Source organism: Microcoleus anatoxicus (assembly GCF_042465725.1).
GTDB classification, from domain to species: Bacteria; Cyanobacteriota; Cyanobacteriia; order Cyanobacteriales; family Microcoleaceae; genus Microcoleus; species Microcoleus anatoxicus.
Window position 1 is genome coordinate 4,728,609 of sequence record NZ_CP120853.1, and the last position, 16,968, is coordinate 4,745,576.

At 44.6% G+C, this 16,968-nt stretch carries 12 protein-coding genes; 11 read left to right on the top strand and 1 reads right to left on the bottom strand.

The features are described from left to right. Window positions 1-116 precede the first annotated feature (116 nt). The 7 genes from P2A85_RS20570 to psbM all read left to right on the top strand — a co-directional run bounded on the left by P2A85_RS20570 (window position 117) and on the right by psbM (window position 9,644). The gene (locus P2A85_RS20570; protein ID WP_377475217.1) at window positions 117-1,028 is read left to right on the top strand and encodes an undecaprenyl-diphosphate phosphatase; all 912 of its coding nucleotides are present in this window, start codon (window positions 117-119) and stop codon (window positions 1,026-1,028) included. Between the two features lie 134 nt (window positions 1,029-1,162). Continuing rightward, window positions 1,163-1,867 carry a CPBP family intramembrane glutamic endopeptidase gene (locus tag P2A85_RS20575; RefSeq protein WP_377475219.1) on the top strand — a complete coding sequence of 235 codons (705 nt, stop codon included), beginning with the start codon at window positions 1,163-1,165 and terminating at the stop codon, window positions 1,865-1,867. A 102-nt stretch (window positions 1,868-1,969) separates the two neighbouring features. After that, on the top strand, window positions 1,970-4,528 hold the full coding sequence (locus P2A85_RS20580; protein WP_377475221.1) for a sigma 54-interacting transcriptional regulator: 2,559 nt from the start codon (window positions 1,970-1,972) through the stop codon (window positions 4,526-4,528). Window positions 4,529-4,709: 181 nt separating this feature from the next. Next, on the top strand, window positions 4,710-6,560 hold the full coding sequence (locus P2A85_RS20585; RefSeq protein ID WP_377475223.1) for a DUF512 domain-containing protein: 1,851 nt from the start codon (window positions 4,710-4,712) through the stop codon (window positions 6,558-6,560). 182 nt (window positions 6,561-6,742) lie between these two features. Next, window positions 6,743-8,599, top strand: a complete 1,857-nt coding sequence (locus P2A85_RS20590; RefSeq protein WP_377475225.1) for a TolC family protein — start codon at window positions 6,743-6,745, stop codon at window positions 8,597-8,599. A 116-nt stretch (window positions 8,600-8,715) separates the two neighbouring features. Next, window positions 8,716-9,012: a 2Fe-2S iron-sulfur cluster-binding protein gene (locus tag P2A85_RS20595; protein ID WP_371117431.1), complete on the top strand. Its 297-nt coding sequence runs from the start codon at window positions 8,716-8,718 to the stop codon at window positions 9,010-9,012. A 518-nt stretch (window positions 9,013-9,530) separates the two neighbouring features. Beyond that, window positions 9,531-9,644 carry a photosystem II reaction center protein PsbM gene (gene psbM, locus P2A85_RS20600; protein ID WP_015177760.1) on the top strand — a complete coding sequence of 38 codons (114 nt, stop codon included), beginning with the start codon at window positions 9,531-9,533 and terminating at the stop codon, window positions 9,642-9,644. Between the two features lie 241 nt (window positions 9,645-9,885). Here psbM and P2A85_RS20605 read toward each other — a convergent pair whose 3' ends face one another. Then, window positions 9,886-10,737, bottom strand: coding sequence for a universal stress protein (locus P2A85_RS20605; RefSeq protein WP_341736995.1), 852 nt, complete (start codon window positions 10,735-10,737; stop codon window positions 9,886-9,888). Between the two features lie 250 nt (window positions 10,738-10,987). Between P2A85_RS20605 and P2A85_RS20610 the strand changes: the two genes are divergently transcribed. The 4 genes from P2A85_RS20610 (at window position 10,988) to P2A85_RS20625 (ending at window position 16,709) form a co-directional block, all read left to right on the top strand. After that, a complete protein-coding gene (locus tag P2A85_RS20610; protein WP_340525799.1) occupies window positions 10,988-11,482 on the top strand; it encodes a thioesterase family protein in 495 nt (164 codons plus the stop codon). A 57-nt stretch (window positions 11,483-11,539) separates the two neighbouring features. Further along, on the top strand, window positions 11,540-12,622 hold the full coding sequence (locus P2A85_RS20615) for a DMT family transporter (protein ID WP_377475229.1): 1,083 nt from the start codon (window positions 11,540-11,542) through the stop codon (window positions 12,620-12,622). 26 nt (window positions 12,623-12,648) lie between these two features. Then, complete coding sequence (locus P2A85_RS20620; protein WP_377475231.1) at window positions 12,649-13,833, top strand: ATP-grasp domain-containing protein; 1,185 nt, start codon at window positions 12,649-12,651, stop codon at window positions 13,831-13,833. Window positions 13,834-14,123: 290 nt separating this feature from the next. Further along, complete coding sequence (locus P2A85_RS20625) at window positions 14,124-16,709, top strand: right-handed parallel beta-helix repeat-containing protein (protein ID WP_377475233.1); 2,586 nt, start codon at window positions 14,124-14,126, stop codon at window positions 16,707-16,709. Window positions 16,710-16,968 lie beyond the last annotated feature (259 nt).

Below are 16,968 nucleotides of genomic sequence, written 5' to 3' on the forward strand. Positions count from 1 at the left end.
AAATGCTGGTGAGTAGGTTAAATTGGTTTTTGACTACCTATTTTAAGATGTTTTTAGTTGCGATCGGCACTAAGATTCAGCTCGAATAGGACCTGACAACTAGGAATTGACAACAAATGATTGCTTTACTTGACGTAATTCTAGCTCAAACCCCGGCTGTTAATGTGGCTGGACCCGATCCAATTAGTGTGTTTGAGGCGATTGTTTTAGGAATTGTCCAAGGATTAACCGAATTTTTGCCCATCAGCAGCAGCGCTCATTTGAAGGTAGTTCCAGTGGCTCTTTGGGGCCGCGATCCCGGTGTTGCTTATGTTGCTGTAATTCAATTGGGAAGCATTGTGGCGGTGCTGTTATATTTTTGGAAAGACTTGACAACTATAGTAATTGGTGCATTTAAAGCTATTAGAAGCTCTGACTATGATTCCCAAGAGTTTCGGATGGCGCTGGGAATTGGTTTGGGAACAATACCGATTATCTTTTTTGGACTGTTAATCAAGATATTGGTTAAAGATTTTGACAAATCGCCACTGCGGAGTTTGGGGGCGATCGCCATTGCTTCCATCGTCATGTCCTCACTATTAGCAATAGCCGAAAAAACTGGCAAGCGTCAACGGGATTACGAAAAATTAGAGGTCAAAGATGGTATCATCATGGGATTAGCTCAAGCAATGGCAATAATTCCGGGTGTTTCGCGATCGGGTTCTACCCTCACAGCAGGATTGTTCATAGGATTAGAAAGAGCGGCGGCGGCAAGGTTTTCTTTCTTGTTAGGAATTCCGGCAATTACTCTGGCTGGTTTAGTTGAGTTGAAAAGTGCTTTGGGTGAAGGGGTAGGTGAAGGTGCTGTTGTCGCTTTGATAGTGGGAACAATTTCAGCCTTTATATTTTCCTATATTTCCATCGCCTGGTTGATGAAATTTCTGCAAACTCAGAATACCTGGATTTTTGTCTGGTATCGGCTGGCCTTTGGTGTAGCGATTTTAACTGCCCTTGCTGGCGGTGCATTGAAAGATCCATCATTATTATAGAACCTACTTTCCGGCCTTTTTCACAATATGAGAACAGGCAATAAAGCCTGTTTAATCATGTGGTAACAGGCTATTTAGTCGCTCCAAACTCGGTAGAATAAGCATCTATAACGCCTGATAATTATAGAATTTGTATGGGTGTCAATATAATGGACGAACATAGCGATCGCCAAAATGCAAAATTAGCTCTGATTCTGGTAGTTCCTGCTGCTAGCATTGGTGTAGCAATGTCCTTATTTATTGCTCCCGGAATAGTCGGCACTATAGTTTCAGTATTGGGCGGACTTTGGCTACTATTTTTACCCATAGCCTGGTCTGTTTTGCGCGATCGCTACCAACTGCATTTATCCAGACCAAAATATCAAGAATTGTTAGTAGGCACGGTTTTGGGACTATTAATGTTCGGGATAATTATGGGTACTTACTGGCTGTTCGGTCAACAGTGGCTCGATGTGGGTGATGCCAAAACCAAGGTGCAACAAATGGGGCTGGTCAATCCTATATTTTTTTTAATAGTCCAAGGCTATTTTGTCCTAATCAACTCATTGATTGAAGAATTTATTTGGCGCTGGTTTGTCTACAAAAAGTGTGAGATTCTCATACCTGGAACCGGAGCAATATTTCTGAGTGCTATGTTTTTCACTCTTCATCATATCATTGTTTTAGCAGCTTATACGCAGTGGCAAGGAGTGATGTTAGGCTCCTTAGCAGTATTCCTAGCTGGGGTAATTTGGTCCTGGTGTTATCTCACCTATCGATCGCTTTTTGCCAGTTATATCAGTCACGCGATCGCCGATTTAGCCCTGTCAATTATTGCTTGGAAAACAATTTTTGGCTAATGTGCCGTTTGAGAGGAGGGCGATCGCGCCGTGAGGACTTCTACAAGCTATGATAGATCCGACAGCAAGCTATCACCATTCGGCTTTCGCCGATGCTAAGCGATGTCTACCGAAACATTAATTAACTGGCTAGAATCCAACACCGAATTAGGCATATTATCCCGCGAGATTTTACAGGCGATCGCTAGTGAAATACAACTGGCAACCTTTGGGCCTGGATTTCGAGTGGTGCTCGAAGACACGCCTGTCACAAATCTTTATATCCTCAAGCGAGGACAGGCCGATCGATACCGCCGCAAACAACCGGGCTTAATGTGGGGTAGTAGTTTATTACCAGGGGCGATCGTCAATTTATCTGCCCTCCAACGTTCACAACCAGCAGATAGTCGAATTGTCGCTCGGACAGAATGTCAATTTTTGGTAATTAATGCCGATCGCTGGCGCAGTTTGCTCGCAACATATCCACCCATCACCGAAGCCTATACCCAACGTTTAGCGACGAAATTAGAACAGCTAGAAACAGAAATCGCCTACGAGCGAGAGCGTCAAAATGCCCTCCGCAGCTATCTAGTACCCAGGGCGAAACGGGGAGTAATTGGGAATAGCCGTTATGCGGTGAAATTGCGCCAACAAATTCGCACAGCATCTAGCGACGATCGAGCCGTCTTAATCTCTGGCGAACCGGGGTTAGAAAAAGATAATTTAGCCGCTTTAATTCATTTCGGTTCTCATCGCCGCAGCGAGCCAGTGATTCAGCTAAAAAGTGCCTTGCTTCAAACAAATGGAGCCGAATTATTCGGGCGTTTGGGCGGTAAACCGGGACTCTTGGAATGGTTGGGTGAAGGGACGTTAATTTTAAATGATGTCCAAGAATTACCAGCGCAATTATGCCCTCAAATTCAGCAATTATTAACTGATGGAACCTATACACTAACAGTCAAAGAAGGACAAATACCACCGCCACCGCGTTCTACTAATGCTCGGATAATTTTAATTTCAGAAAGCGTTCAACCCCAGCTCGATAAACTGACATACCATAAGATTAAAGTACCCTCATTGCGGGTCAGGAAAGCAGATTTAGAGGCACAGGTTAACTATTATCTCAACATCCTTTGTCGCCAAAAGAAATTAGAAAAACCCCAAGTCACGCCGGAAGCTATTCGCCGCTTGCAAGCCTACGACTTTCCAGGGAACTTGCGGGAATTAGAAGGAATGGTCGATCGCGCCTTAGTTCAAGCACAGGGAAATCAGGTATTAACGGAAGAAGTGTTTTGGGCTCAAGCAACTAAGAAACAAAAGTTTCGGCTGAATTTATTAAATATCTATCCTAAATTTCGGCAATTTTTACGGAGCGATTGGTATCCAGATCGCGTGAATTATTGGTTTACAAGTTGGATATTTGCATTGGTGGTAATCATCCTGTTTGTCGCCCCCCAAGATAGACAACATAATTTTGCCCTCAATATTTTTTGGGCTTGGTGGTGGCCCTTAATTTTATTATTATTTCCCCTGATTGGGCGGTTGTGGTGCGCTTTTTGCCCGTTTATGATTTATGGAGAAATCGTCCAAAAACTCTCGCTGAAAATTTTCCCTCGAACTCTCCATAAATGGCCGCGGCAACAAGCTGAAAAATGGGGTGGTTGGTTTCTCTTCGGACTATTTACCCTCATATTTCTGTGGGAAGAGTTGTGGGATTTAGAAAACACCGCCTATTTATCCAGTTGTTTGTTGTTACTCATCACCGCCGGAGCAGTAATTTTTTCCCTCATTTTCGAGCGACGATTGTGGTGTCGTTATTTATGCCCAATCGGTGGAATGAATGGCTTATTTGCTAAACTCTCAATTATCGAACTTCGCGCCCAACAAGGAACCTGTGCCGCTGAATGTACCACCTACCAGTGTTATAAAGGCGGCCCTGGCTTGGGAGAAGGATTAACCACTAATGGATGTCCGATTTATTCCCATCCCGCCCAATTAACTGATAATAAAGATTGCGTCTTGTGCATGACTTGCTTAAAAGCCTGCCCCCATCGATCGGTAGAATTAAATCTCCGCCCCCCCGGAATCGAATTATGGACTACCCATGTTCCCCACAGTTATGAAGTCGCCCTCTTATTTCTATTATTAGGTGGGATCTATCTCCATCGCTTACCTGAAATCAATGATTTATTAGGACTAGGCATCAATTTAGACCAATTTATCCCTCATTTAGGAATTTCGATCGCGCTGTTAATTATTCCGCCCCTGATTCCCCTAAGCGCCTATGCAGTCATGCAGGCAATTTATCAATTGGGAAAAGCAGAAACCATGCCATTTACCACCTATAAACCTCTCTCCTTTGTCTCCCTCGCTTACGGTTATTTACCCCTAGTCTGGGGGGGGAGTTTAGCTCACTATTGGCGATTGGCTTTGCAGGAAGGCGGGCGAGTGATTCCCGTAACTTTTGCCACTTTCGGACAAATTAGAGAAGATTTACCGAGTTTTGTCGGCGATCCGGCGGTGATTAGTTTCTTGCAGGGCTTAACTTTAATTGTAGGATTGTTAGTAACGATATTTGTGACTCAAAAAATTGCCAAGCGCTCCCTTAAATCTTTGATTCCACAGCATTTAGCGAGTTTGTGTCTGATGGTAAGTTTGTGGTATGCGATCGTGGGTAACTAAAATAATTTATAGCCGACGATTAAAGCTGGCCTATTTTAAGTCGATCGCGCTTCACTAACGGCTATTTTTTTCCCCCTGGGCGCGGTTGACAAAAGAGTTAAATTGTGATATGTTTGAGAGTAAAAACCAAAATAATATTTTAAAAATAACTTATCAAACTTGAAAAAGCCCGTGCAAAAATATGAGCGAATTATCAACAAAGCCAGCCAAAATCACCAAAGTCATCCCCGACAGCATCGCCGCCGAAATCGGATTTGATGCCGGTGACTCAATCCTTGCCATCAACGGTCAAAAACCCCGCGATTTAATCGATTATCAATTTCTGTGCGCCGATGAATTTCTCGAACTAGAAGTATTAGATAGCAAAGGCAAAGTTCACAAATTAGAAATCGAAAAAGATTACGACGAAGATTTAGGTTTAGAATTTGACACAGCCCTTTTTGACGGGCTGATTCAGTGCAATAATCGCTGTCCTTTCTGCTTCATCGATCAACAGCCACCGGGAAAGCGCGAAACTCTTTATCTCAAGGATGATGACTATCGATTAAGTTTTCTCTATGGTAGCTATCTCACTCTCACAAATCTTACTCAAAAAGAGTGGGACAGAATCGAACAAATGCGACTTTCTCCTCTCTATGTTTCCGTACACGCTACGGAACCGGAAGTGCGAATTCGGTTGCTGAAAAATCTGCGGGCTGGGAAAATTTTAGAACAAATCAAATGGTTTCAAGGACGTCGCCTACAAATTCACGCTCAAGTTGTTGTTTGTCCCGGCATTAATGATGGCGAACATTTAGAACGGACTTTGTTAGATTTGGCAAAGTTTCATAGGGGAAATATCCCCACGGTTGCATCGGTGGCTGTGGTGCCGGTGGGTTTAACTCGCTTTCGTCCAGCCGAAGATGAACTAATCGCTGTCACACCAGAAAAAGCGCGAGAAGTAATTGCGCAAGTGCAGAAAATTCAAGCTGTTTTGAGTCAAGGTAAAAAAGGCACAACGGCGAAAAAGCTGAAGGCAAAATGCACCCCCCCCAACCCCCCCTTGCTAAGGGGGGGAGAAGATTTAAGTTCTTCCTTAGCAAGGGGGGGAGAAGATTTAAGTTCTTCCTTAGCAAGGGGGGGAGAAGATTTAAGTTCTTCCTTAGCAAGGGGGGGAGAAGATTTAAGTTCTTCCTTAGCAAGGGGGGGAGAAGATTTAAGTTCTTCCTTAGCAAGGGGGGGAGAAAATTTAAGTTCTTCCTTAGCAAGGGGGGGAGAAGATTTAAGTTCTTCCTTAGCAAGGGGGGGAGAAGATTTAAGTTCTTCCTTAGCAAGGGGGGGAGAAGATTTAAGTTCTTCCTTAGCAAGGGGGGGAGAAGATTTAAGTTCTTCCTTAGCAAGGGGGGGAGAAGATTTAAGTTCTTCCTTAGCAAGGGGGGGAGAAGATTTGAATTCTTCCTTACCAAGGGCGAAAAAGCAGAATTCTAAATCGCGCTGTATTTGGCTTGCTGATGAATGGTTTTTAATTGCAGGTTGGGATTTGCCGATCGCCTCTGACTATGCAGATTATCCCCAAATTGGTAATGGTGTGGGTTCCATCCGCCAATTTATCCAACAGTTTGAAACGGCTTTCGCTAAACTGCAACCGCTGCAAGTTAATTCGGCGCGAAAATTGATTTGGGTAGTGGGAAATGCTGTGGAAAAAGCTTTTGAGCCGATCGCGCATCAGCTCAATCAAATTCCCGGCTTGGAAGTTAAGATGGTAGCATTGTGTAGCGACTATTGGGGGCAAAAAATTACTGTCACAGGTTTGCTGACAGGCCAAGACTTGCTCGCAGCTTTGCAGGGAAAAGACCTGGGAGATGGCATCCTACTGCCCTCTGTGATGCTAAAACAAGGGGAACCGCGTTTTTTGGATGACATGACCGTCTTAGAGCTTGCTAGCATCCTGAAAACGGAGATTTTCCCCGTTACAGGAGTTGAGGAACTAATCTCAGTGGCGATCGGTCTGGTGAATGCTGAGGTGCGATCAACTAATCAACAGACAAAATAGGTGTAACACCTTTTTTGAGTTTCAGAATGGAGATATGGTGAGAGCAGTTTTGCCGATCGGGAAATTTGCAGGTACTCACCTCGGCACTTATTCTAAGCTGGGACTTCTGAGTTTAAACTGAAATTAGAGACCTCTGTCTTGCTTAAAAATTGTCTCTGGAATTGCAGAATAATTTAAAATTTATGCGTGTTTTTCGTCAAATCGTGGTAGTAGGAGTAGGTGCTGCAATTACTTTCGGCAATGTGGGACACAGTGCTGCTGCACAGTCTGCGGTTAAGTCCCCGGAGAATTCGGCCCAAAGTAATCAGCTACCTGTGGGAGAGAATCTTAAATTAGAATCGCAAACAACGCCAGAACAACCATCAGAGTCGATCGCCCTTTCCCCCTCAAATCAGTCTCAGGAAAACTCCCCGACAGCTAATCCCCAGCCACTAGGCTCTAATTCCCAAAATGCTGACCAAACTCCACCAGTAGTTGGAGTCGAAAGTGCCACACCAGCACCAACTGCGATCGCCCAGGGCGCACCTTCCCCCAAAAACCCCAACATCATTCCGGTGCCAAGTTCCCTGACACCACCACCAAGCAATACTCCGGGCGAAAGTTTCCCCCCTCCAACTCCCAAAGGCATATTACAAACCCAGCCACCCAGAACCCTGGAACCCAACCCCAATCCGCTGTTGTTTCCAACTCAACCTCTTGATGTCAGGATTGAAGAAACTCAGTCCATTAGCTTGCAACAAGCCGTTGACCTCGCCCGCCGCAACAGCCAAACTCTGCAAATTTCTCAACTGCAATTACAACAAACTCAAGCAGCCGTGCGGGAACAACAAGCAGCTTTATATCCCGACCTCAATTTTCAAATGAACGCCACCCGCTCTTTGAGCGCCGGTGGAGAAATCCAAGTGCGGAGTCAGCAGCGAATCAACAACTTTCAAGCAAACCAAACCGGACGGCCGGCCGCCCAAGCCACCCCAAATTTCGCCAGTAACAGTCTCAACAGCACTTTGCAGTTAAGCTACGACGTTGATTTGTTCGGCCGCCGGAGTGCTAACATCCGCGCGGCCCAGGAACAGTTGCGCTTGCGAGAACTGGAAGTGGAACGCCAAGCCGAACAACTTCGCTTTGATGTGACAGATGCTTACTACAACCTGCAAGATGCAGACGGACAAGTGGCGATTCGCCAAGCATCGGTGAGAAATGCTCAACAAAGTTTGCGGGATGCCGAAGCCCTGGAACGGGCAGGAGTAGGAACTCGCTTTGCCGTGTTGCAGGCCCAGGCCAATTTGGCCAACGAACAGCAGCAGCTAGCCAATGCCCGCCGCGATCAGCGCATCCGCCAGCGTCAGTTGTCTGAGCTGTTAAATATCAGTCAGTCCTCGAACTTGACGGCCGCGGACCCGGTGGAGCAAGCGGGTTCTTGGAGGCTGTCTTTAGAAGAAAGTATCGTGCAGGCTTTTAAAAATCGCGCTGAGTTGGAACAGCAGTTGGTACAGAGGGATCTGAGCAAGCAGCAGCGTCGATCGATTTTGGCCGGGCGTTTACCTCAACTGAATGTTTCGGGCAGTTACAACGTGCAGGGGCAAAACTCTGAGAACCCTAACCCCTTTGCCGCTCACGGCTGGGCGGACGGTTATGCCATCCAGGCAAGTCTGACTTGGAGTATCTTTGACGGGGGCGCAGCCAAGGCGAGGGTGAAACAGCGCGATGCTGATATTGCGATCGCCGAAAGTAGATTCGATCAAACCCGCAACCAGGTGCGCCGGGAAGTGGAACAAGCTTATTTTGGCTTGGAGTCTAGTTTTGAGAATATCGAAACTTCTGAGGCTGGGGTTTTGCAGTCGAGGGAAGCCCTGCGTTTGGCCAGACTGCGCTTTCAAGCTGGTGTCGGTACTCAGACGGATGTGATTCAGGCGGAAACGGATTTGACTAGGGCTGAAAGAAACCGACTTTTGGCAATTATTGGCTACAACCGCTCGCTTTCGTCTCTCCAGCGGGCGGTGAGCAATCTTCCCGGTAACAATCTCTCCAGAACTCCTTAGAGCTGGGGGCATTTTCCTGGGACGATCGGAAAAATAGGCGATCGGGTATTAAATGTCCGATACAATAGTTAATATTTTGTAATAAAGAACCAAGTCACTGCGTTAAGGAATCGGTAATGGGCAATATCAAGTTCGTGAAGGAAAATCAGGAAGTCATCGCAGCAGACGGAGCCAATTTAAGGTTCAAAGCTCTAGAAAACCGCATCGATTTGTACACTTTTTCGGGAAAGATGATGAATTGCGGAGGCTACGGTCAATGTGGCACTTGCATCGTGGAAATTGTCGAAGGTAGTGAAAATCTTTCCCCCCGCACTGACTTTGAGAACCGCAAGCTCAAGAAAAAGCCCGAAAACTATCGGTTGGCTTGTCAAGCTTTGGTCAATGGCCCAGTGAGTGTCAAGACAAAGCCATAACTGCCACTGGGCATGGGGCCTTGGGTCTTGGGCAACCCCCCCTCGCCCCAGGGCACTTTCATTCTCCGAAAAACAAGGATCGGGTAGGGGTAGTGCCTTTCTTTGCCTACCCCCCTCTTATACCATTTTCATAAAGTCCTACTACAAATGTAGTTCTTAGCCCCCCCTTAATAAGGGGGGGTTGGGGGGGTAGATATGTAGCGCTACTTTATGAAATTGGTATTACTCTCCAATTCTCTGCCTTCTACCTTTGATACCAATTTAATGTGAAGTTGCATATATCTCGATCCCCCTAGCCCCCCCACCCCCCCCTGCCCCCCCACCCCCCCCTGCCCCCCCCAAGGGGGGAGGGGGAGGGGGAGGGGGGTGGGGTGGGGGACTTTGAGCAGAATCTTGTTCCCCCCTTATTAAGGGGGGTTAGGGGGGATCAGATTCTATGCAGCCTCATAAAAAACTGGTATGAGTGATATCCTAGTTGTGTGTATTTTCATACTTTTTAGATAGAGGCTGGCGTCTTCATGGAAGTTAACGATCTAGGGTTTGTGGCAACCATTCTATTTGTACTGGTTCCCAGTGTTTTTCTAATCATTCTGTACATTCAAACAGCTAGCCGTCAAGGCAGAAAAGATTAGTAATTTATGCTATTTTTGTCTAGCTTTGTGTATTAGAAAAAAAGCGCCCATAGCTTTTTGCTTTGGCGCTTTTTTAATTTTTCATACCTATTTTAGATGGCTGGATCTGTGTTTTCCCAATATATTCGTAGGGGCGAAGCATGACCGCTGTAAATCTCTGGTTATCACTACTAAATTGTCTGCGGTCATGCTTCGCCCTTATAAAATCGGGATGCTCCCTTTTAGATTGGGGATTTTGAATTTAGCCTGTCGTCCGGGCTAGCAATACGGGACAATTAGCATAGACTCGCACGTAGTCGGAAAGAGAGTTTCCTAGGAGTCGATCGAGATCGACAAAGGACTTGGCAACACTAGGACGGCGATCCGGTGAACCAATCACTAATAAGTCAGCATTCAGTTCATCTGTAAACCTACAAATTGCTTCCCCAGGCTTGCCTGTGGCACTAACGCAGCGGTAGCTAACTCCCATTTGTTTCGCCAGTGCTACTGCGGGCGCTAATACGGGGTCTTTTTCAGCACTTGCGGTCACATCTTCCGTCGCTTTTCCAGTCAAATCTTTAGTGACGTGGACTAAAATTAGTTGTCCGCCATTAATATCCTTGACTAAAGATAGGGCCAGGTCCAAGGATTGTTTGGCGGATTCCGATTTGTCGATCGCCACCATAACACGCTTAATTTTTTTGACGTAAATATCGTCTTTTACTAATAGCATCGGCCGGGATGTTAGCTGGAAAACATACTGACTGACCGAATTTTCCAGAATAGATTGCAGTCTGCCAAACCCCCGCGAACCCATGATTACCAAGTCAGATTGTTCTTCTTCAGCCACTTGGCAAACAATCGTCTTCGGGTCTCCTTGTTTCAGGCGGGGATTGACTTTGCTCGGGTCTATTTTTAAAGATTGAACCGCTTGTGCTAATATCTTGCCTCCTTCTTCCAACTTGTCTGCCATTCCGTCCGATGTTACTTGAGGTGGCACGACGTGCAAGACAGTGACAGAGGTTTGTTGCAAGGAAGGGATGTCCATCAACATATTAAACATCTCTTCGCAGAGACCGCGGCCAGCCACGGCTACTAAAATTTTTTCTATCATGGTTTCTTTCGTGTGGAAAAAAGTTGAATTTTTGTGTGCGAGGTTGAACTCGTCGCCCAAAGGCAGAACTCGTTAGTTACAGATGCAGTCAAAACATCAGATATCAACATTTTGACTTTCTGCCTTCAGCATAGGCCACTTCTGCCTTCGGGTAGTCGGAGTTGAGGAATCTAGTTTGCTAAAGTCAAGCATAAGCTTGAAGTTTGCTTTATGATTTGTAGAAATGTAGCGTTTTGGAACGATTTGTAAAGTGTTAGAGAACGATCGAACTCAACCTCAACTCGCACCTGCGGGCGCTATTCAAAGCCTGTCTTCGATGGAATCTGGAGGCTGGTTTGAATATTTGGTGCGAGTATACCCTCACCATACCGACTACAGCGGTGCCGTTTGGCATGGTACTTACGTTACCTGGATGGAGGAAGCCCGCGTGGAAAGTTTGCGCTCGATCGGCATTGAGTATGCTGATTGGGTGGCCCAGGGCTTAGAATTGCCCGTGGTGGAACTTTCCTTGCGCTACCACCGCGCCCCACAGATGGGACAAGCTGTAGCCATCAAAACGCGGATGTCTGCTAGTGAAGGTGTCCGGCTGCTTTGGGACTACGAAATTCGATCGGCTGACGGCGAGGAGTTGTATGCGACAGCCCAGGTAACTTTGGTGGCGGTAGATGGCGAGAAGGGTAAAATTATTCGCCAATTACCACCCCTGCTGAAGGATGCTTTTGCAAGACTTTCTATTAAACCTTGATCCGAAACTGCTGTGATAGCCGAAGGAATAAGGAACAAGGAAACAGGAAGAAGGAAAATGTCAAAACAACTGGAAATGCCAGAAACAAATATCGATCTACAACAGGAAAAATTAGAGGTAAATGGTTTAAATCATGCCTTAAAACCTCTACCTAAAACCAGTCTTGTTTTGGCAAACCAGGATGATGATGTTAACAACGATACACCAACGGATACTCAAGGGAAGTTCTGGGCGATAGTTTCGCTGTCGGCGGCGCTTTTAGCTGTCTCTTTTGCAGCCATTTTCATTAGGTTAAGCGAAGGGGAAATCAGTGCTAATGCTACTGTTTTTAACCGTTTGTGGATCGCAACTTTGGTGTTTGCTGTATGGAATGGTGTCGGTGAAGCCCGCCGTCGCATCTCTGATGCAGAACCTCAAGGGCGATCGAACTACACTATCCGCGATTTGATGCTATTAATCGCGGTAGGTATAGTTTCTTCGGCTTCCTTGGGTTTTTGGGCTTGGTCTCTGACGAGGACGAATGTTGCTAATTCTACTGTACTGAGAAACTTAACTCCTTTGTTTACAACTTTGGGAGGTTGGCTACTATTGGGCCGCCGTTTTGACCGCAGGTTTTTAATCGGAATGGCGGTAGCTTTGGCGGGGGCGATCGCCATCGGATTTGATGATTTACAAACTGCCGGAGAGAATTTTACTGGCGATTTGGCGGCTCTTTTATCGGCAATGTTCTATGCAGGAAATCTGCTGATAGCAGAACATTTACGGACAAAGTTCCCGGCGACAACTATATTAATGTGGCGCTGTTTTATTGGCAGTCTCTTGATTTTGCCACTGGTGTTGCTGGCGGGCGATCGCATTTTCCCTTATTCTTGGCAAGGATGGCTAGCCGTAATTGCTCTAGCCGTGATTTGCCAAGCTTTCGGTCAAGGACTTCTCATCCACAGTCTCGGTCGTTTATCATCAGGTTTTGTGGCTCTTTTCCTGCTGTTAGAACCTGTGATTACTGCCATATTAGCTTGGATACTCTTTACCGAAAATTTGAGTTTGTTTAACTGGCTGGCTTTTTTTGTAGTTTTGGCTGGGATATACATAGCAAAATCTAGCGATTCTGCGGAAAAAAACATCAAACAAAAAAACTAAAATTAGACAGATAGGAATTAGGCATTATGGTTGCAACATCATCAATTGGGATGAATCGCTGGCATTACGACTTTAGTCTGCTACCTGAATATTTGGAAGTATTTTTTACTAAATTGCGGATTGCAGTGGTATTCGGCGGCGACTGCAACAAACCAGGCTCTGTGATTTACAAAACTCACAATCCCCGCGCTTGGAAAAGTTATGAAGTGGTAGCCAGAGAAATTGCCAATTCCTTAAAAGAAGTAGGATTCAAGCAGGTTTTTATGATGCCTGACGATCTGAATTTGCCAGACAAACTCAAGGCAGAAAATATCCATTTAGTCTGGCTGAATACCGGAGGCGTTCAGGGATACAATCCGGTTTGTCACACTCCCGCTTTGTTAGAAATGTTGGGAATGCCTTATATTGGTCATAACCCTTTAAATAGCTCTATTTTAGATAACAAGCACGCCTTTAAACGGGAACTGCAATCAGTCGGAATCAAAACGGCTCCGTTTATCATTTGGCATCCTTCTCAAGGCATATTTAAACCAAAATTGCAAGACCGTTTTGCCATTGCTTTTGGTGATTATTCTGGACCTTTTATCGTCAAGCCAGTATCCGGTAGAGCTTCGTTGCACGTTCATTTTGTCGAAACAATTGAGGGTTTGTCTCAAGCTATTTCTGCTGTTCATTTTGCAACTCACAATACTGCTTTGATTGAAAAATATTTACCTGGAAGAGAGTTTTGTGTTGCTGTTTGTGGCTACGTTACTCACGCTCAAGGCAGTTTTTATAAACAGCACAAACCCTTTGCTTTTTCCACGATCGAACGGGTTTTAGAATCTGATGAATTAATCTTTACTTCTATGGATAAAAAAACGATTACTGCGGATCGCGGAAAGTTGATTGGCCCAGAAGAACCGCAATTAAAGCAGGAGTTAATTGAATTAGCCCAAAAAATTTATTGGGAGTTTAGTCTCAATAGTTTGGTGCGGATTGATGTCAGGTGCGATGAGAATGGAGAACTTTATGTTTTGGAGGCTAATCCGAAACCAGATCTGAAACGCCCTGCGGAAAATGTGACCAGTTTAGTGGCTCTTGGTTTGGCGGAATATAACATGACTTATAATGATTTGATTTTGAGTTTGATCGCCGATCGCCTAGATTATTTACTCAGGAAAGATATTGGTATTATTTCTCATATTGTGGATTTGCTTCATTTCTCCTAGCTCTGTAACGGCTGATAACTTCAACCTCTGCGATCGCTGCGGAGGTTGTAAAGAAATATAAATAGTTTCAGTAAAATTAAATCCGGGAATAATTTGTGATATGATAGAGTACACTACCTATAGCAATCCTAAATGAGTCGTAAATTTTTTACCCCACCCCAACCCTCCCCTTGAATCAGGGGAGGGAGTAAGAAATTCACAAATGATTTAGGATTGCTATATTGACCGAAGGTATATTTTGTGTCATAACAAATTAAGAATCTTTAAATTTTATCAATTAAATAAAGCAAATGGAAGCATTACTCTTATTAATAGGATTTGGGGGCGGGTTATTAGTCTGTTGGCTAATCTTGAATGAGCGAAATAAGCGCAACTTGATGCGGATAGACAAATCGCAGCAGGCTCTGTCGCAGTTAGCCTCGGAGTTGGGGGTAAAAAATGCGGAAATTAGGCAGAAAATTCAGGAAGAAAATCAGCTAAACTTTCAAATTTCTGACTTGGAAAATTCCTTAAACGAAAGGAATCAACAACAATACTTGTTAAATACGCAAGTCTCGGAATTGGAAGAGATGTTGGGACTAATGAGTGAAGATAGATCCCTGGTTGATGCTCTGGTTTTAGACTTGCAATTTCAATTAGAAAGTGCTAGAGAAAATCAGTTATCTCTGTCGGAATTTGCCGAAGTTAAACATCAATTAGACATAGCCGAACAAGAGCGATCGCAACTGAAATTACAATTAGAACAAACTCAAGCAGAGTCAGAACCATTGTACCAAGAAATTGGCTTGTTTCAGGCGAAAATAGCGGAAATAGAAGGTGAATTAGCAGCGGCTAATCAAGAAAAGTTGCAGCTACAGTACCAAGTGGCGGAAAGCAAAATCAAGTGCGATCGCGCTGTGAAAGAAAAAGAGGAAATTTTATTTAAAAAATCTAATTTACAAGCTCAGCTAGATATTCTCGAAGAAGAAAAATTGGTCTTCGTAAATCAGTTATCAGAAGTAGAATATCAGCTTGAAAGTTCTAATACTGAACGACAATTGTTACATATTCAATTACAAAATGCTAGCCAAAAGCAAACGGAAATTCAACCGCAATTATTAAATCTGGAAAAACAGTTGGAGTCTCTGATTGAGGAACGGGAAGCTTTAAGTTATCAAATTTTAGAATTAGAGCCGAAATTGGCAAATGTAACTCAAGAAAAAGCGCAACTGAACGATCGACTGTCTGAATCGCAAGTCCAGTTAGAATCAGAGCATGAAGAACTCTCCCAAATGAAACGGGAACTATCGGAAGCTCAATCTAATTTAGAAGCAGCGAATCAGGAGATAACTGAATTAAAAGCTCTAATTGTGGCGGGGGAAAATCAGTCAAGGATGATTTCGCAAGAGCGAGAAGATTTGGTACTACAATTAGCTGCTGTGGAGGATAAAATCAATCAAAATGAGCAAGCTTTATCGCAGTTTCAATCTCAGTGTTCGCAACTACAAGCTGATTTAGAAAAAACTCAACAAGAGCGATCGCAATATTATACCCAAATTGCCGAAATGCAAAGTCAATTAGAGATGGCGCAACAACAGCAAGCTAACCTGACAGCTCAAGTATCCGAATTAGAGCAGAGTCGCTCCCAATTACAAGCGGATTGGGAAACAGCACATCAAGAGCGATCGCAATATTACACCCAAATTGCCGAAATGCAAAGTCAATTAGAGATGGCGCAACAACAGCAAGCTAACCTGACAGCTCAAGTATCCGAATTAGAGCAGAGTCGCTCCCAATTACAAGCGGATTGGGAAACAGCACATCAAGAGCGATCGCAATATTATACCCAAATTGCCGAAATGCAAAGTCACTTAGAGACGGCGCAACAACAGCAAGCTAACCTGACAGCTCAAGTATCCGAATTAGAGCACAGTCGCTCCCAATTACAGTCAGATTGGGAAACAGCACATCAAGAGCGATCGCAATATTACACGCAAATTGCCGAAATGCAAAGTCAATTAGAGACGGCGCAACAACAGCAAGCTAACCTGACAGCTCAAGTATCCGAATTAGAGCATCAGTTAGCAAATTTCGATCGCCAAAAGTTGCAACTAAGTACACAACTATCAGAAATCCCAGCACAATCCCTCACGGGCGATGGAGAAATTGAAACACCCGCTGCTGAATCTGAGGAAATTGCAGCATCAACTTTCCACGATCGAATCTCCAATAGCCTAGAATTGGTTGTTTGTCAACAAGGCCAAGGTAATTATACTACAATTAGCGAAGCACTGAAAAATGCAGCAGCAAATACTCGAATTTATGTGAATCCAGGCTTATATTTAGAAAGTCTCATCCTCAATAAATCTGTGGAAATTATCGGTAAAATAGAAGCGGGAAGCATTGTTGTTAAAAGTACCAATTCTAACTGCATAAAAATGCAAACAGCATCGGCTTTAGTGCGAGGCTTAACCCTAAATGCTACTGGGAATTATTATGCGGTTGATATTCGGGAAGGAGAGTTAATCATCGAAGATAGCGATATTACTTCTGCCGACTATTCTGTAGTGGGTATTTGCGGGCATAATGCAGCTTCTGTAATCCGTCGCTGTCAAATTCATGACGGGATATGGAACGGTATTTTTATCTCTGATCGCGCCCAACTAACGGTGGAAGATAGTCATATTTTTGGCAACGGTACTGTAGGAATTGGTGTCGGATTGGGAGGGAAATTGATTGTACGTCGGTGTCGAATTACTGGTAATGGCTCTGAGGCGATCGCACTTTATAGAGATAGTATTGCGAAGGTTGAAGATTGCGATTTGACAGGCAATTCTGGCGGTGCTTGGCGACTGGTAGATAATGGATATGTGGAAGGAAAAAATAATCAAGAATAAATATACAGCGATTCCCGCTGTATTGCGACACACTGGGAGCATCCCGAATTTGCAAATATATCGGTAGGGGCGAAGCATTCGCGTTGAAAATCTCTGATCTATCTATAAGATATGGGCGCGAATGCGAATCCCCTACAAAAATGCGATGCACCCCGCTTTTGTACCTCATAACAGCAGGAACCGCTGTAGCAATCCTTGGAGGAGTCGTAAATTTTTTACCCCACCCCAGCCCTCCCCTTACTAAGGGGAGGGAGGAAGA